Annotated in this window: 13 protein-coding genes; 6 read left to right on the forward strand and 7 right to left on the reverse strand. The window is 55.9% G+C overall.

The genetic code is table 11. The features are described 5' to 3' along the window. The first annotated feature begins 184 nt into the window (after positions 1-184). Positions 185-1,228 (forward strand): GMP reductase, encoded by a 1,044-nt coding sequence (locus CDA56_RS05810; RefSeq protein ID WP_025106495.1) that lies wholly within the window; start codon positions 185-187, stop codon positions 1,226-1,228. A gap of 29 nt (positions 1,229-1,257) precedes the next feature. Here the strand turns inward: CDA56_RS05810 and hofC are convergent, their stop codons facing one another. From hofC to nadC, 4 genes are all read right to left on the reverse strand, one after another. After that, complete coding sequence (gene hofC / locus CDA56_RS05815) at positions 1,258-2,463, reverse strand: protein transport protein HofC (protein ID WP_032694420.1); 1,206 nt, start codon at positions 2,461-2,463, stop codon at positions 1,258-1,260. Beyond that, entirely contained in the window at positions 2,453-3,838 is a 1,386-nt protein-coding gene (gene gspE, locus CDA56_RS05820; protein WP_103814188.1) for a type II secretion system protein GspE, read from the reverse strand. Before gspE ends, hofC begins: the two co-directional genes overlap by 11 nt. Positions 3,839-3,848: 10 nt before the next feature. Continuing rightward, positions 3,849-4,280: a prepilin peptidase-dependent pilin gene (gene ppdD / locus CDA56_RS05825; RefSeq protein ID WP_014227930.1), complete on the reverse strand. Its 432-nt coding sequence runs from the start codon at positions 4,278-4,280 to the stop codon at positions 3,849-3,851. A gap of 183 nt (positions 4,281-4,463) precedes the next feature. After that, positions 4,464-5,357 carry a carboxylating nicotinate-nucleotide diphosphorylase gene (gene nadC / locus CDA56_RS05830; RefSeq protein WP_025106498.1) on the reverse strand — a complete coding sequence of 298 codons (894 nt, stop codon included), beginning with the start codon at positions 5,355-5,357 and terminating at the stop codon, positions 4,464-4,466. Positions 5,358-5,557: 200 nt separating this feature from the next. Between nadC and ampD the strand changes: the two genes are divergently transcribed. Together ampD and ampE are read left to right on the forward strand one after the other, a co-directional pair. Next, complete coding sequence (gene ampD, locus CDA56_RS05835) at positions 5,558-6,109, forward strand: 1,6-anhydro-N-acetylmuramyl-L-alanine amidase AmpD (protein ID WP_009654552.1); 552 nt, start codon at positions 5,558-5,560, stop codon at positions 6,107-6,109. Positions 6,110-6,118: 9 nt separating this feature from the next. Then, positions 6,119-6,973 carry a beta-lactamase regulator AmpE gene (gene ampE, locus CDA56_RS05840; RefSeq protein WP_004098628.1) on the forward strand — a complete coding sequence of 285 codons (855 nt, stop codon included), beginning with the start codon at positions 6,119-6,121 and terminating at the stop codon, positions 6,971-6,973. Positions 6,974-7,003: 30 nt separating this feature from the next. On the opposite strand, the gene CDA56_RS05845 is transcribed toward ampE, so the two are convergent. From CDA56_RS05845 to aroP, 3 genes are all read right to left on the reverse strand, one after another. Next, positions 7,004-7,954 (reverse strand): glycoside hydrolase family 43 protein, encoded by a 951-nt coding sequence (locus tag CDA56_RS05845; protein ID WP_103814186.1) that lies wholly within the window; start codon positions 7,952-7,954, stop codon positions 7,004-7,006. Further along, positions 7,954-9,360 carry a glycoside-pentoside-hexuronide (GPH):cation symporter gene (locus tag CDA56_RS05850; protein WP_014227935.1) on the reverse strand — a complete coding sequence of 469 codons (1,407 nt, stop codon included), beginning with the start codon at positions 9,358-9,360 and terminating at the stop codon, positions 7,954-7,956. Before CDA56_RS05850 ends, CDA56_RS05845 begins: the two co-directional genes overlap by 1 nt. A 177-nt stretch (positions 9,361-9,537) precedes the next feature. Continuing rightward, on the reverse strand, positions 9,538-10,908 hold the full coding sequence (gene aroP, locus CDA56_RS05855; protein WP_086544283.1) for an aromatic amino acid transporter AroP: 1,371 nt from the start codon (positions 10,906-10,908) through the stop codon (positions 9,538-9,540). Positions 10,909-11,561: 653 nt separating this feature from the next. On the opposite strand from aroP, the gene pdhR reads away from it, so the two are divergent. From pdhR to aceF, 3 genes are all read left to right on the forward strand, one after another. Next, complete coding sequence (pdhR, locus tag CDA56_RS05865) at positions 11,562-12,341, forward strand: pyruvate dehydrogenase complex transcriptional repressor PdhR (RefSeq protein ID WP_004098632.1); 780 nt, start codon at positions 11,562-11,564, stop codon at positions 12,339-12,341. 119 nt (positions 12,342-12,460) lie between these two features. After that, the gene (gene aceE, locus CDA56_RS05870; protein ID WP_004098634.1) at positions 12,461-15,124 is read left to right on the forward strand and encodes a pyruvate dehydrogenase (acetyl-transferring), homodimeric type; all 2,664 of its coding nucleotides are present in this window, start codon (positions 12,461-12,463) and stop codon (positions 15,122-15,124) included. Positions 15,125-15,138: 14 nt separating this feature from the next. Then, a complete protein-coding gene (gene aceF / locus CDA56_RS05875) occupies positions 15,139-17,028 on the forward strand; it encodes a pyruvate dehydrogenase complex dihydrolipoyllysine-residue acetyltransferase (RefSeq protein WP_014227937.1) in 1,890 nt (629 codons plus the stop codon). Positions 17,029-17,052: the final 24 nt, after the last annotated feature.

Here is a 17,052-nt window from a genome sequence, read left to right on the forward strand (position 1 = left end):
TAAAAATGATACGCCTGCGATGGGATATCGCAAATTCGCTTTTGGCTGTTCACCAGGTAAATTTATACGATTGTAGCGTAAAAAAAGTGAAAATCGCAGTCTTGCGCGGCCATGATTCGTGCGTATGATAACGTCACTGGAGTTGTGCTCTCACAATAATGCAATTAACCCCAGGAATTCGCACATGCGTATTGAAGAAGATTTGAAGCTTGGTTTTAAAGACGTTCTTATCCGCCCGAAACGTTCTACCCTCAAAAGCCGTTCTGACGTACAGCTGGAACGTGAATTCACTTTCAAACATTCTGGCCAGACCTGGTCTGGTGTGCCGATCATTGCTGCTAACATGGACACCGTTGGCACGTTTGCCATGGCTAAAGCCCTGGCTTCATTTGGCGTTTTGACCGCCGTACATAAGCATTACAGCGTTGAACAGTGGCAGGCGTTTGTTCAGAGCGTATCGGCAGATGTCGTGCAGCACGTCATGGTCTCTACCGGCACCTCCGATGCGGATTTTGAAAAAACAAATCAGATTCTGATCCAAAATCCGCAGCTTAGCTTTGTGTGCATTGACGTGGCGAATGGCTATTCAGAGCACTTCGTGCAGTTTGTCGCGAAAGCCCGCGAAGCCTGGCCGCAGAAAACCATTATTGCGGGCAACGTTGTTACCGGCGAAATGTGCGAAGAGCTGATTCTTTCGGGGGCTGATATCGTTAAGGTGGGTATCGGTCCGGGCTCCGTATGTACAACCCGCGTGAAAACCGGCGTCGGCTATCCGCAGCTTTCCGCAGTGATTGAGTGTGCCGATGCGGCGCACGGCCTGGGCGGGCAGATTATCAGCGACGGCGGATGTACTATGCCGGGCGATGTGGCTAAAGCCTTCGGCGGCGGCGCGGATTTCGTGATGCTTGGCGGTATGCTGGCCGGTCACGAAGAGAGCGGCGGTACCGTGGTTGAAGAAAACGGCGAAAAATTCATGCTGTTCTACGGCATGAGCTCGGAGTCGGCGATGACCCGTCACGTTGGCGGCGTAGCCCAGTACCGTGCGGCTGAAGGCAAAACCGTTAAGCTGCCTCTGCGCGGCCCGGTTGAAAACACCGCGCGCGATATTCTTGGCGGTCTGCGTTCCGCATGCACCTACGTAGGTGCTTCGCGGCTGAAAGAACTGACTAAACGCACGACTTTTATTCGCGTACAGGAACAAGAGAACCGCGTGTTCAACAGCCTGTAATGCCGTTCGCTGGCGCGTTTGCGCCAGCGTTATCCCCCCATCCCGCTAATGGCGTCGCCCAGATGAAAAATGGGTAAATACATCGCCACCACCAGCACGCCGACAATCGTTCCGGTCACTACCAACATCATCGGTTCCAGCAAGGTCGCCAGATTATCTGCCTGCTGATGCGTCTGCTCACTATGGTGACGAGCCAGATTTTCCAGCATGGTATCCAGCGAACCCGAGGCTTCACCGGTACGGATCAGTTGTAGGCAAAGCGGCGTAAAGCCTCCGCCGTTGGCGAGCGCCTGCCAGATGGGATCGCCGTGGGTAATTTGCCGGCAAACCTGCTGGAGCCTCTGCCGCCATAGCGGGCAGCTCAGGGTTTCCTCCACGCTTTGCAGACCTTGCAGAAAGCTGATTCCGGCGCTTTGCGTCAATGCGAGTACGGTAAAAATCTGGCTAAGCCGCTGGCCGCATAGCAGTTTGCCAAACACCGGCAGCGTATGGAGCAGCTTCTGACGGTACAGCAGCCAGCCTGGCCGCTGGCAAATCAGCCGGTTGAGTATTGCAGGTAAAATACCCAGGGCCGCGAGCAGTGGCCAACAGCGAGTTAACCCTTCGCCAATGCTTATTACCGCGCGGGTCAGCCACGGCAGCGGGGTGTTGAAGGTTTGATATATAGCAGCGAATTCCGGTAAGACAAAGCACAGCATTCCCATAACCACCAGCAGCGCCAGGGATAAGATAATCAACGGGTAGCGCAGCGCTTTTTTCACTTTTTCGGTGAGGAGCAGCTGCTCTCGCTGCTGCCTGGCCAACTGAGCGCAGCAAAGTTCCAGTTTACCGGTAAGTTCACCGGTGCGAATCATGGCCAGATAGAGCGGAGGGAACGCCTCAGGCCATTTTTCCAGGGAGCCTGAAAGCGAAATGCCCTGCGCCAGATCCTCCGCCAGGGTTTGCAGCAGCGCCTGCCATTGCGCATTGGGCTGCTGCTGCGCCAGCAGTTCCAGCCCCTCGGCCAGGGGGAGACCGGCCTGAAGAAGCGCGGCCAGCTGGCGGATGATTTCGCCACTGTAGCGCGGATGCCAGAGGGCGCTTTGCACGCTACAGCGGCGCAGCGTCAGCGGGATAATTCGCTGCCGCTGCAGAGCCTGCAATGCCTCAGGGCGATTATCCTGCCAGAGCGTTCCCTGGCAGGGAATGCCCTGGAGAGAGAGACCGCGCCAGCGCCACAGTCGTTTAGTCGCCATGCGGTATCCCCAACACGCGAACGACCTCTTCCAGACTTGTCATCCCACGTTCGACGGCCAGACAGCCGCTCTCAAACAGCGTCATCATGCCGGATTCGCGCGCCAGGGACTCGATCTCTCCGGCGCTAAGACCCTGAGTAATCGCCTGCCGTAACGCGGTGGTGACGGGGAGCAGCTCAAATAGCGCCAGGCGACCGTAGTAGCCGTGATAGCAGTGCTGACAGCCCGGAGCCTGCCAGCGAGGAAGCGCCCGTGGCCACAGGCTGTGTGGAACATCGGCCGAACTGCCGGTTTCCTGGCGGCAGTGCGGGCACAGTTTGCGTACCAGGCGTTGAGCAACCACCAGAGAAAGCGCGGATGAGATCATCCAGCGCGCAACGCCCATCTGCTGCAGGCGAACCAGCGTTTCACTGGTTGAATTGGTGTGCAGCGTTGAGAGAACCAGGTGCCCGGTTTGCGCTGCTTTTATCGCAATTTCAGCGGTTTCTGCATCGCGTATCTCTCCGACCATCACGATATCGGGATCCTGGCGTAGCAGGGCGCGCAGTACGCTGTGAAAGGTTAAGCCCGCCCGCGGATTAATCTGCGTCTGATTCATCCCCACGATGGGGATCTCCAGCGGATCTTCAACGCTGCATATATTGACCTCGTCGCGATTCCGCGCCTGCAGCGCACTATACAAAGTGACGGTTTTCCCACTTCCCGTCGGGCCGGTGACCAGCATCAGCCCCTGAGGTTGGTTAAGCGCCGAGCGAAAGGCGGCAAGCTGCTGAGACGATAGCCCCAGCGCTTCGAGGTCCAGCGCTTGTTCGACCTGGTGTAATAAGCGAAGGACGATTTTTTCCCCGCCGCGGCAGGGAAGCGTGGCGATCCGAAACGAGATCGGGCGGTCTGCGAGCGTGAGGGTAAACTGGCCGTCCTGCGGTACCCGGTGTTCAGCGATATCCAGATTGCTGAGCACTTTAAGTCGGGCGGTGATGGGGGCGGCGAGTTCCGGCGCAAGCGGCGCAAGAGAATGGAGTACGCCATCTACCCTCAGGCGAATTCTCAGGCGATCGTCACCGGGTTCAATATGAATATCCGATGCGCGCTGGCGCAGGGCCTGTTCCAGAAGGCTATTTACCTGTTCAACGATGCTGGCCAAGGCTTCAACAGGCGGGGTGAGGGTTGATATTCCCGGCGTCTGCAGCCGCTTGTCCATCTGGTCCTGGCTCCAGCACTCGATATCAATCCTTTTCTGCGTCGCGAAACGTAACGCTTCCAGCAGCTCCGGGGCGGGGGCGTCAACCACGGCGATAGCGATGGTGTGTTCATTACTATCGAGCAGTAAGGCCTGATAGCGCTGGCAAAGAGGTATCAATTGTTCAGTTTTCATTGCCGCGCCCTCAGTTAAAACGGAACACGTCTTCACAGGCCTGCTTGAGTGCGCTATCGCCGGTAATGTTGCACACTCGCTGCCAGCCGGTGATGCCGTTAGCGTTATCCCAGGTCGGCGTCAGCGTGACGCTTAAGCCATTAAGGCTTTCCTGCCCGGTGAGCGTGACAACGCCTGTGGCGACGGTCATAGCCGAGACGTAGCGGGTTGTGGCGGGCGAGGGAATACCGTTGCTGCCGCCATCGCAGGTGGTTAATCCGCCGTGCTCCAGCGCGCACAGCTCAATGGCGGTGCGGAACGGGACGAAGGTTTGCAGCATATCGGTAAGCGCCGCTTTTCGCAGATAGTTCTGATAAGCCGGAATGCCGATTGCGCTGAGAATGGCGATGATCCCAATGACCACCATAAGTTCGATGAGGGTAAAGCCGCGTTGTTTGTCCATAAGTTGCTCCTTGTTATCTTCGGGAGCACTTTGCCGGGGTTTGTTTAGCGATACGAGCGGCAGATCGCGCCTGGAGAAGCACGCTTCCAGGCTTTTTTTGCGGGTTGCATTGAGGGATTATTGGCGTGCGAGCCGGCTCGCAAAAGTGCGCCCCGGCATCAACGACGAACCGGGGCAGGGGAATTAGCGGAAGCGCATAGAGAGATCGAGAGCGCGGACGTGCTTGGTCAACGCGCCAACGGAGATGTAATCGACGCCGGTTTCAGCAAATTCACGAATAGTCTCGAATGTGACGTTGCCGGAGACTTCCAGCGCCGCCTGGCCGTTGGTGTGTTTGACCGCTTCGCGCATCAGGTCGGTAGTGAAGTTGTCGAGCATAATGATGTCAGCGCCGGCTTTCAGCGCTTCATCCAGCTCTTCAAGGGTTTCGACTTCCACCTCAACCGGCACATCCGGGTGCAGCCAGAACGCTTTTTCAACCGCCTGCCGTACCGAGCCGGAAGCGATAATATGGTTCTCTTTAATCAGAAAGGCATCGGAGAGGCCCAGGCGATGATTGGCCCCGCCGCCGCACAGGACCGCATATTTCAGCGCCGTGCGCAGGCCCGGCAGCGTTTTGCGCGTATCGAGCAGTTGAGTTTTGGTGCCTGCCAGCAGGTCGACATAGCGGCGGACTTCGCTGGCCACCCCGGAGAGCGTCTGCACGAAATTGAGTGCGGTACGTTCGCCGGTGAGCAGGATCCGCGAAGGGCCTTCCAGCTCGAATAGCGGCTGATTGGCTTTTACCGCGTCGCCATCGGCAACGTGCCAGGTGAAGTTAACGTCGTCGCCCGCAAGCTGAATAAAGACTTCTTCTACCCAACGTTTACCGCAAAACACGCCGTCTTCACGGGTGATGACGACGGCATGCGAGCGCGCATCCTGCGGCAATAATTGCGCGCTAATATCGTTGTTCGCATCCACTTCACCGCCTAAATCTTCCCGCAGGGATTGAGAGACGGCATCGGTAATATCAAGATTAATACGCTCCAGCAGCGCGTCACGGCGGCGGTCGGGATTGTAGCGACGAGGCGTCATGATAAAGCTCCAGATAGATAAGATTCAGAAGTGGGAAACATGCTAACCTGAACGACGTTTCTGTACCACATCCGCGTCCTTTCGTCGGCGGCGCCAGCGTGAAGTTTTGGCGTTAGCCAACCGAGCGAGCGTGGGTATGATGCCGGGGATTGTTTGGTCACGGTGCCGCGAATGCATAAGCTAGTAAAAGGAGACTCAACATGCAGTTGAACGGGGGATGGCTGGAAGAGGCGCGTCGGGTTCCTTCGCCGCACCACGATAGCCGCCCGGATAATGAAACCCCCTCTTTGCTGGTGGTGCATAATATAAGCCTGCCGCCCGGCGAATTTGGCGGGCCATGGATTGATGCCCTGTTCAGCGGTACGCTCGATCCCCATGCCCATCCTTTCTTTGCTGAAATCGCGCATCTTCGCGTTTCGGCACACTGTCTGATTCGCCGCGATGGTGAAATCGTGCAGTATGTGCCTTTCGACCAGCGCGCCTGGCACGCGGGGGTTTCCAGCTATCACGGGCGCGAGCGCTGTAATGATTTTTCGATAGGCATTGAGCTGGAAGGGACCGACGAGCTGGCTTATACCGACGCGCAGTATCAGCAGCTGGTTGCCGTTACCCGTCAGCTTATCTCGCGCTATCCGGCGATAGCTGACAATATCACCGGCCATAGCGATATTGCGCCAGTGCGTAAAACGGATCCCGGCCCGGCTTTTGACTGGGTCAAATTTCGCGGTCTGTTAACCCCGTCGTCAGAATAAGGAGATGCCATGACGTTGTTCACTACGCTGTTAGTCCTCATTGCCGAGCGTTTGTTTAAGCTGGGCGAGCACTGGCAGCTCGATCACCGGCTGGAAGTGCTGTTTCGCCGGGTAAAGCATTATTCCCTGCTCACTACCCTACTGATGACGGTCGCGGCGGCGGCGGTCGTGTTTATTATTCAGCGCCTGCTGCAGGGGCAGCTGTTTAACATTCCTCTGCTGGTGTTCTGGATCCTGCTGGGCCTGCTGTGCATCGGCGCGGGCAAAGTCCGTCTGCACTATCACGCCTACCTGAAGGCGGCGGCGCGCGATGATAGCCGCGCCTGCGACGCCATGGCCAGCGAGCTCACCCTGATCCACGGCGTGCCGCCCGGCTGCGACCAGCGTGAATATCTGAGCGAGCTGCAAAACGCGCTGCTGTGGATTAACTACCGCTACTATCTCGCTCCGCTGTTCTGGTTCGTTGTCGGCGGGCCGTGGGGACCGTTAACCCTGATTGCCTACTGTACGCTGCGGGCCTGGCAGACCTGGCTGGCGCGTTATCAGACGCCGCGTCATCGCTTACAGTCGGGTATTGACGGCATTCTGCACGTTGTCGACTGGGTTCCGGTACGTCTGGTCGGCGTGGTGTACGCGCTGGTTGGGCACGGGGAAAAGGCTTTGCCTGCGTGGTTTGCCTCGCTTGGCGACCGCCACTCTTCGCAGTATCAGGTGCTGACGCGCCTGGCGCAGTATTCGCTGGCGCGCGAGCCGCACGTGGATAAAGTGGCGACGCCGAAGGCGGCGGTCTCCATGGCGAAAAAAACATCGCTGGTGGTGGTGGTGATTATGGCGCTGCTGACGATTTACGGTACGCTGATTTAAGCACCTGCCCGCTGGGGGCAGGTTCCGCTTTTAATCCGTATCTGCTGCCGGGATGCCAAAATCAGGCATCCCGTTTTCGTCCCAGCGGACAAGCTTCAGGCGGGTATGGCGATTCGGATCGTACAGCGGGTCGCCTTCGATTTCGGTGTAGTTGCGCGCGTGGTACACCAGCACATCTTCTCCCTCCGGCGTTTGCGTAAAGCTATTGTGTCCGGGCCCATACTGACGATTCTCATAGCTGGTACGAAACACCGGCTGCGGCGCTTTATGCCAGTTTTCCGGCCGCAGCGGGTCGGCGTTAACGTCTATCCACAATAATCCCATGCAGTAGTTTTCGTCGGTGGCGCTGGCGGAGTAGCTGACGAACAGCTTGTCGCCGTGGAACAAGACCGCCGGGCCTTCATTCACCAGAAAACCCCGGCACTCCCAGTCAAACTCGGGTTGACTCAGCCTGACCGGCTGACCTTTTAGCGTCCACGGATTTGCCAGTTCAGCCAGATAGAGGTTGGTATTGCCCTTAATTTCCGGATCTTTTTGCGCCCACAGGTACCACCGTTTACCCTGATGGCGGAAGGTGGTGGCATCCAGCGCAAAGGTATCAAGCGGCGTTTTAATCTGGCCTTTTTCCTGCCATTTACCGGTTAACGGGTCGCTGTCAGCGCATTCGAGCGCGAACATGCGGTGCTGGAACATGCCCTGCGCATCCAGATCGTGGGTGTGGCTGGCGGCAAAGTAGATATACCATTTGCCGTCAATCTCATGCAGCTCCGGGGCCCATATGAGCTGGCTCAGCGGGCCGCTGTCCGGCTTACGCCAGACGACCACCGGCTGCGCGTGGCGCAAGCCTTCAAGGGTTGCAGAGCGACGGATTTCCAGACGGTCATACTCCGGCACCGAGGCAATAAAGTAGTAGCTCTCCTGATGGCGCAGAATATAAGGGTCCGCGCGTTGTTCAATAAATGGATTCGGCCAGTTTTTCATTACGCTTTCCTTACCTGTTCGCCGGTTTTCAGTTCCTGATAGTCGTTGAGCTCGCTGTAGTTGACCCGGCGTTTCTCGAGGTCGGACTGAATTAGCCGCATAAATTCGCGGTTTACCTTCAGCATACGCACCACCCCCGCGGTAATCAGATAGCCGATGCCGGGGATAACGCTGAATAACAATACGATACCGTTAATCGCGGAGGCGCTTTGCTGCTTCGCACCGGCATCGTAACCGTACCAGGAGAGCAGGAAGCCAACCATCGCGCCGGCGATGGCCAGACCGACCTTCAGGAAGAACAGGTTGCCTGAGAAGCTGATGCCGGTGATGCGTTTGCCGGTCTTCCATTCGCCGTAGTCATCCACGTCGGCCATCAGCGACCAGTGCAGCGGCGAGGGGATCTGATGCAGAATGTTCAGCAGGAAGTAGAGCACCATAATCATCATGGTGGCGTGCGGGTCGAAGAAGTAGAAGGCGCAGGAGAAAATCGCCAGCACGATGTTGGTCCAGAAAAACACCTGCAGTTTGCACCAGCGGTCGGTCAGTACTTTAGCCAGCATACTGCCGATCATCATTCCGACTACCCCGAGGCTGATAAACAGCGTGGCGAAGTGGGTGCTTTGCTGCATCACCCAGGTGACGTAGTACATGGTGGCGGCCATGCGAATAAAGCCCGGACAAACGTTGCACAGCGTTAGCAGCAGGATGCGAACCCACTGGTCGTTTTTCCAGACGTCTTTCAGATCTTTTTTCAGCTCGTCGTTGGTCTGGACGGCGGGTTTTACGCGCTCACGAACGGTGGCAAAGCAGAACAGGAACATGCACATACCGATAATCGCCAGCACGGTCATCGCCATCTGATAGCCTTTGGCTTTATCCTCACCGCCGAACCAGTCCGCCATCGGCAGCAGCGTCAGGGAGAGCAGGAGCGTGGCGATACCGACCATCACGAAGCGATAGGACTGGCAGGCCACGCGTTCCTTCGGGTCATTCGTAATCACGCTACCCAAGGAGCAGTAGGGGATGTTGATCGCGGTGTAGGTCAGCGAGAGCAGGAAGTAGGTGACGAAAGCATAGATAACCTTGCTATTGTACGACCACTCCGGGGTGGTAAACATCAGCACGCTGAACAGCGCGTACGGGAAGGCAATCCACAGTAGCCATGGGCGAAAGCGCCCGTATTTACTGCGGGTACGGTCGGCCATCGCCCCCATGATCGGATCGGTGACGGCATCAATAACGCGTACGGAAAGCAGCAAAACGCCCACCAGCGCCGGCGCGAGACCAAAAATATCCGTATAAAAATAGTTAACAAACAACATGATGGCGCCGAATATGATATTGCATCCGGCATCACCCATCCCGTAGCCTATTTTTTCTTTAACTGAAAGCTTATTGCCATTCATCGCAGCGATCTCCCCGTGGCGGTATGGAGAGAATTATTAGCCGGGTAATGGACTAATGCGTTGCAGGATAGGGTTAACGATATGGATAAATCGGTTATCAGGGGGAAAGTGTGAAGCAGATAACAATGCGCCGTGTCCGCCCAGCGGCGGGCGGACACAGCTTGTGGAGATACAGGATTATGCTTTAATGGCGCTGGCGGTTTTCTGTTTAAACAGGTAGCCGACGCCGAGAACGGCAATCCATACCGGGATAAGGTAGACGGAAATCGCCATGCCAGGGGTCATCAGCATGATCACCAGCACTCCCGCCATAAACAGCAGGCAGATCCAGTTGCCCAGCGGATAAAGCAGCGCCGGGAAGCGGGTGACCACGCCCTGCTGCTGCTTAGCGCGACGGAACTTCATGTGCGCCAGGCTAATCATCGCCCAGTTGATCACCAGGGCTGAAACCACCAGCGCCATCAGCAGACCAAACGCGGATTCCGGCGCGAAGTAGTTAATCAGTACGCACAGCGCGGTGACCACCGCGGAGACGAGGATGGTGTTAACCGGCACGCCGCGTTTATCGACGCTCATCAGCGCTTTTGGCGCGTTACCCTGCTGGGCCAGACCGAACAGCATCCGACTGTTGCAGTATACGCAGCTGTTGTAAACGGAGAGCGCCGCGGTTAATACCACAATATTCAGCGCATTCGCGACGAAGGTATCGCCCAGTTCGTGGAAAATCAGGACGAACGGGCTGGTATCGGCGGTTACGCGGCTCCACGGCAGCAGCGAAAGCAGAACGGCCAGCGAGCCCACATAGAAAATCAGGATGCGGTAGATGACCTGGTTGGTGGCCTTCGGAATGCTCTGCTCCGGGTTATCCGCTTCGGCTGCGGTAATACCGACCAGCTCCAGCCCGCCGAAAGAGAACATAATAATCGCCATCATCATTACCAGCCCGGTGAAGCCGTGCGGCAGGAAACCGCCCTGCTCCCACAGGTTGCGTACGGTGGCCTGCGGGCCGCCGTTGCCGCTGAACAGCAGCCAGCCGCCGAACAGGATCATCGCCACGACGGCGACGACTTTGATGATCGCGAACCAGAACTCCATCTCGCCGAACACCTTGACGTTCGTCAGGTTGATGGCGTTGATAGCGATAAAGAAAACGGCCGCAGAAACCCAGGTAGGAATTTCCGGCCACCAGAACTGGACGTATTTCCCGACCGCGGTCAGCTCGGCCATCGCGACCAGCACGTAAAGCACCCAGTAGTTCCAGCCGGAAGCGAAGCCTGCAAAGCCGCCCCAGTATTTGTAGGCAAAATGACTAAATGAGCCGGCTACCGGCTCTTCGACGACCATCTCGCCCAGCTGACGCATAATCAGGAAAGCAATAAAACCGGCAATTGCGTAGCCCAGAATAATACCGGGACCCGCGTTTTGGATGACGGATGCGCTACCCAGAAACAAACCGGTACCGATAGCGCCTCCCAGCGCAATAAGCTGAATATGGCGGTTTTTAAGGCCGCGCTTTAGCCGATCGCCATGCTGTTGACCTTCCATCATGAAACCTCGTGTGTGGTTATGGTTATTATGTTTGTCCGCGTCATCCATCAGGTGACTTCTTCGCTGTCCATCCCTGCCTGATAGCATAGTCAGCGAAATTTCACTGAGCCTGCGGCCCGTTTTGCCCCGAGTGATGTAGCGCACATATTGTTGTGTTTGTGTAATTATCAAATTCCGTAGATGTACTTATTTCTTTACGCAAGGCGGAGAGGGAATTCATGAAAAGGCCTTTCGTATCATGGAGAATAGTGATAAGCGCCGCTGAATGCACCTGCTTTATGAAGGGATGATGACGAAGCGAGCAAAAAGACGCCATTTGTAAATCCCACCCCCATGCGCCAGTGCCTACCCATTATTTGTCATCCATGCAAATTTATTGAATTTATATTCACTTCATAAGGCGTTGAATCGGTTCAGATAGCGTAATTTTTCGTTTCTATTACGTTAACACTACCTCTTTGTGAGTAAACACAACATTTGTGCAAGGTTACATTTTTGAAATGTTATTTCTGTAAGGTTGTTAAAACGTGCCGGGTTTAATGATTTCAATCAAAACCTGTATGGACAGAAGGTGAATACTTTGTTACTTTAGCGATACGAACTATGAATTGGTAAGACCAATTGACTCCGGGCTAATGGCAGAGACAGGGAATATGGCCTACAGCAAGATCCGCCAACCAAAACTATCCGATGTGATAGAGCAGCAGCTGGAGTTTTTAATCCTTGAGGGGACGTTGCGCCCCGGTGAAAAACTCCCGCCAGAACGTGAACTGGCAAAACAGTTCGACGTTTCCCGTCCCTCGCTCCGTGAGGCTATTCAACGCCTCGAAGCTAAGGGCTTGTTGCTTCGTCGCCAGGGGGGCGGAACGTTTGTACAAAGCCGCCTGTGGCAGAGCTTCAGCGACCCGCTGGTAGAGCTACTGTCCGACCACCCTGAATCCCAATTTGATCTGCTGGAAACCCGTCACGCGCTTGAAGGCATCGCGGCTTATTACGCGGCGCTGCGCAGCAATGATGAAGACCGCGAACGCATTCGCGAGCTGCATCAGGCCATTGAGCGGGCTCAGCAGTCCGGCGATCTCGACGCCGAATCCGATGCCGTCGTCCAGTATCAAATCGCCGTCACCGAAGCGGCGCACAATGTGGTGCTGCTCCATCTACTACGCTGTATGGAGCCGATGCTGGCCCAGAACGTTCGCCAGAATTTTGAATTGTTGTACGCCCGTCGGGAGATGCTCCCGCAGGTCAGCAATCATCGTACTCGCATTTTTGAGGCGATAATCGCCGGGGAACCGGAGCAGGCGCGTGAAGCGTCGCATCGTCACCTGGCGTTCATTGAGGAAATTTTGCTGGATCGTAGCCGTGAGCAGAGCCGTCGTGAACGCTCACTGCGTCGTTTACAGCAACGAAAAGATGAGAACTCCGGTTCTTAAGCGCCATTTTTAGAGCGCGGCAACTAAACGCAGAACCTGTCTTATTGCATTCTCTGACGAGAATTCAATGGGACAGGTTCCAGATTAATCAACGATTAGATAGATAAGGAATACCCCCCATGTCAGAACGTTTACCAAATGACGTGGATCCGATCGAAACTCGCGACTGGCTACAGGCGATCGAATCGGTCATCCGTGAAGAAGGTGTTGAGCGCGCTCAGTATCTTATTGACCAACTCCTTTCTGAAGCCCGCAAAGGCGGGGTGAAAGTGGCTGCTGGCGCATCGACCGGCGGTTACGTGAACACTATTGCCGTTGAAGATGAGCCGGAATACCCGGGTAATCTGGATCTGGAACGTCGTATCCGTTCTGCGATCCGCTGGAACGCGATTATGACCGTTCTGCGCGCATCGAAAAAAGATCTCGAACTGGGCGGCCACATGGCTTCCTTCCAGTCTTCCGCAACCTTCTATGAAGTGTGCTTTAACCACTTCTTCCGCGCACGCAACGAGCAGGACGGCGGCGACCTGGTTTACTTCCAGGGCCACATCTCTCCGGGCGTCTACGCGCGTGCTTTCCTGGAAGGTCGTCTGACTGAAGAGCAGATGAACAACTTCCGTCAGGAAGTTCACGGTAAAGGTCTGTCCTCTTATCCGCACCCGAAACTGATGCCGGAATTCTGGCAGTTCCCGACCGTCTCTATGGGGCTGGGTCCAATCGGTGCGATTTATCAGGCTAAGTTCCTGAAGTATCTGGAACACCGCGGCCTGAAAGACACTTCCAAACAAACCGTTTACGCTTTCCTCGGCGACGGCGAGATGGACGAGCCGGAATCCAAAGGCGCGATCACCATCGCGACCCGTGAGAAGCTGGACAACCTGGTCTTCGTTATCAACTGTAACCTGCAGCGCCTTGACGGCCCGGTTACCGGTAATGGCAAGATCATTAACGAACTGGAAGGCATCTTTGGCGGTGCTGGCTGGAACGTTATCAAGGTTATCTGGGGCGGACGCTGGGATGAGCTGCTGCGTAAAGATACCAGCGGTAAACTGATCCAGCTGATGGAAGAGACCGTTGACGGTGACTACCAGACCTTCAAATCCAAAGACGGCGCTTACGTGCGTGAGCACTTCTTCGGTAAATATCCGGAAACCGCAGCGCTGGTTGCCGACTGGACTGACGAGCAGATCTGGGCCCTGAACCGCGGCGGTCACGATCCGAAGAAAGTCTACGCTGCGCTGAAAAAAGCACAGGAAACCAAAGGCAAAGCCACCGTAATCCTCGCCCATACCATTAAAGGTTACGGCATGGGTGACACCGCTGAAGGTAAAAACATCGCTCACCAGGTTAAGAAAATGAACATGGACGGCGTTCGCTACGTCCGCGATCGTTTCAACGTGCCGGTTGCCGATGCTGATATCGAAAAACTGCCGTACGTGACCTTCCCGGAAGGTTCTGAAGAGCACACCTATCTGCACGCCCAGCGTCAGAAACTGCACGGCTATCTGCCGAGCCGTCAGCCAAACTTCGATGAGAAGCTGGAGCTGCCGACCCTGGAAGATTTCGGTCCGCTGCTGGAAGAGCAGAATAAAGAGATCTCTACCACTATCGCGTTCGTTCGTGCCCTGAACGTGATGCTGAAGAACAAATCCATCAAAGACCGCCTCGTGCCGATCATCGCCGATGAAGCGCGTACCTTTGGTATGGAAGGCCTGTTCCGTCAGATTGGTATCTACAGCCCGAACGGTCAGCAGTACACTCCGCAGGACCGTGAGCAGGTTGCTTACTACAAAGAAGACGAGAAAGGCCAGATTCTGCAGGAAGGTATCAACGAACTGGGTGCCGGTGCATCCTGGCTGGCTGCTGCGACCTCCTACAGCACCAACAACCTGCCGATGATCCCGTTCTACATCTACTACTCCATGTTCGGGTTCCAGCGTATCGGTGACCTGTGCTGGCAGGCCGGCGACCAGCAGGCTCGCGGCTTCCTGATCGGCGGGACTTCCGGTCGTACCACGCTGAACGGCGAAGGTCTGCAGCACGAAGATGGCCACAGCCACATTCAGTCTCTGACCATCCCGAACTGTATCTCTTACGATCCGTCTTACGCGTACGAAGTTGCGGTCATCATGCACGATGGTCTGGAGCGTATGTACGGTGAGAAACAAGAGAACGTTTACTACTACATCACCACGCTGAACGAAAACTACCACATGCCGGCAATGCCAGCAGGCGCCGAGGAAGGTATCCGTAAAGGTATCTACAAACTCGAAACCGTTGAAGGTAGCAAAGGTAAAGTTCAGCTGCTGGGCTCCGGTTCTATCCTGCGTCACGTCCGTGAAGCAGCGCAGATCCTGGCCAAAGACTACGGCGTAGGCTCTGACGTTTATAGCGTCACCTCCTTCACCGAACTGGCGCGCGATGGCCAGGATTGTGAACGCTGGAACATGCTGCATCCGCTGGAAACGCCGCGCGTTCCGTACATCGCTCAGGTGATGAACGACGCTCCGGCAGTCGCATCTACTGACTATATGAAACTGTTCGCTGAGCAGGTTCGTACTTACGTACCGGCCGATGATTACCGCGTACTGGGTACCGACGGCTTCGGTCGCTCTGACAGCCGTGAAAACCTGCGTCACCACTTCGAAGTTGACGCTTCCTACGTGGTGGTAGCAGCGCTGGGCGAACTGGCTAAACGTGGCGAAATCGATAAGAAAGTGGTTGCGGAAGCCATCACTAAATTCAACATCGATGCAGATAAAGTTAACCCGCGTCTGGCGTAAGAGGTAAAAGAATAATGGCTATCGAAATCAAAGTACCGGACATCGGGGCTGATGAAGTTGAAATCACCGAGATTCTGGTCAAAGTGGGCGACAAAGTTGAAGCTGAACAGTCGCTGATCACCGTAGAAGGCGACAAAGCCTCTATGGAAGTCCCGTCTCCGCAGGCTGGCGTCGTTAAAGAGATCAAAGTCTCCGTCGGCGACAAAACCGAGACCGGTAAACTGATCATGATTTTCGATTCCGCCGATGGTGCAGCAGCCGCTGCACCTGCGCAGGAAGAGAAGAAAGAAGCGGCTCCGGCCGCCGCAGCACCGGCAGCCGCCAGCGCGAAAGAAGTTCATGTACCGGATATCGGCGGTGATGAAGTTGAAGTCACGGAAATCATGGTAAAAGTGGGCGACACCATCGCCGCTGAACAATCCCTGATCACCGTAGAAGGCGATAAAGCCTCTATGGAAGTGCCGGCGCCGTTCGCCGGTACCGTGAAAGAGATCAAGATTAACACCGGCGACAAAGTGTCCACGGGTTCCCTGATCATGATCTTCGAAGTGGCGGGCGCAGCGCCTGCCGCGGCGCCGGCGAAAGCGGAAGCCGCTCCGGCTGCTGCTGCACCGGCAGCTTCAGGTTCTAAAGAAGTTCACGTGCCGGATATCGGCGGCGATGAAGTTGAAGTGACTGAAGTGATGGTGAAAGTGGGCGATAAAATTGCCGCTGAACAGTCATTGATCACCGTTGAAGGCGACAAAGCTTCCATGGAAGTGCCTGCGCCGTTCGCGGGTACCGTGAAAGAGATCAAAATCAGCACCGGCGACAAAGTCTCCACCGGCTCCCTGATTATGGTCTTCGAAGTGGAAGGCGCTGCGCCTGCCGCAGCTCCGGCTGCCGCGGCTGCCCCAGCACCAGCTGCTGCACCGGCTCAGGCTGCTAAACCAGCTGCACCTGCTGCAAAAGCAGAAGGCAAATCTGAGTTCGCTGAAAACGACGCTTACGTTCACGCTACCCCGCTGATTCGTCGCCTGGCGCGCGAGTTCGGCGTAAACCTGGCGAAAGTGAAAGGAACTGGTCGTAAAGGCCGTATCCTGCGCGAAGACGTTCAGGCCTACGTGAAAGAAGCGGTTAAACGCGCTGAAGCCGCGCCTGCTGCTACCGGTGGCGGTATCCCGGGCATGCTGCCGTGGCCGAAAGTGGACTTCAGCAAGTTTGGTGAAGTGGAAGAAGTTGAACTGGGCCGCATCCAGAAGATCTCTGGTGCTAACCTGAGCCGTAACTGGGTGATGATCCCGCACGTTACGCACTTCGACAAAACCGATATCACCGATCTGGAAGCGTTCCGTAAACAGCAGAACGCTGAAGCTGAGAAGCGTAAGCTGGACGTGAAATTCACTCCGGTGGTCTTCATCATGAAAGCCGTTGCTGCGGCGCTTGAGCAGATGCCGCGCTTCAACAGCTCCCTGTCTGAAGATGCACAGCGTCTGACGCTGAAGAAATACATCAATATCGGTGTGGCGGTTGATACCCCGAATGGTCTGGTTGTTCCGGTCTTCAAAGACGTGAACAAGAAGAGCATTACCGAGCTGTCTCGTGAACTGACCGTGATTTCCAAGAAAGCGCGTGATGGTAAGCTGACCGCTGGCGAAATGCAGGGCGGTTGCTTCACTATCTCCAGCATCGGCGGCCTGGGTACCACCCACTTCGCACCGATTGTGAACGCGCCGGAAGTGGCTATCCTCGGCGTGTCCAAGTCCGCGATGGAGCCGGTATGGAATGGCAAAGAGTTCGTGCCGCGTCTGATGATGCCGATCTCTCTGTCCTTCGACCACCGCGTGATCGACGGTGCTGATGGTGCGCGCTTTATCACCATCATCAACAATATGCTGAGCGACATTCGCCGCCTGGTGATGTAAGCAAAAAGCCGGCCTGACGGCCGG

Source organism: Klebsiella michiganensis, from assembly GCF_002925905.1.
Lineage (GTDB): Bacteria > Pseudomonadota > Gammaproteobacteria > Enterobacterales > Enterobacteriaceae > Klebsiella > Klebsiella michiganensis.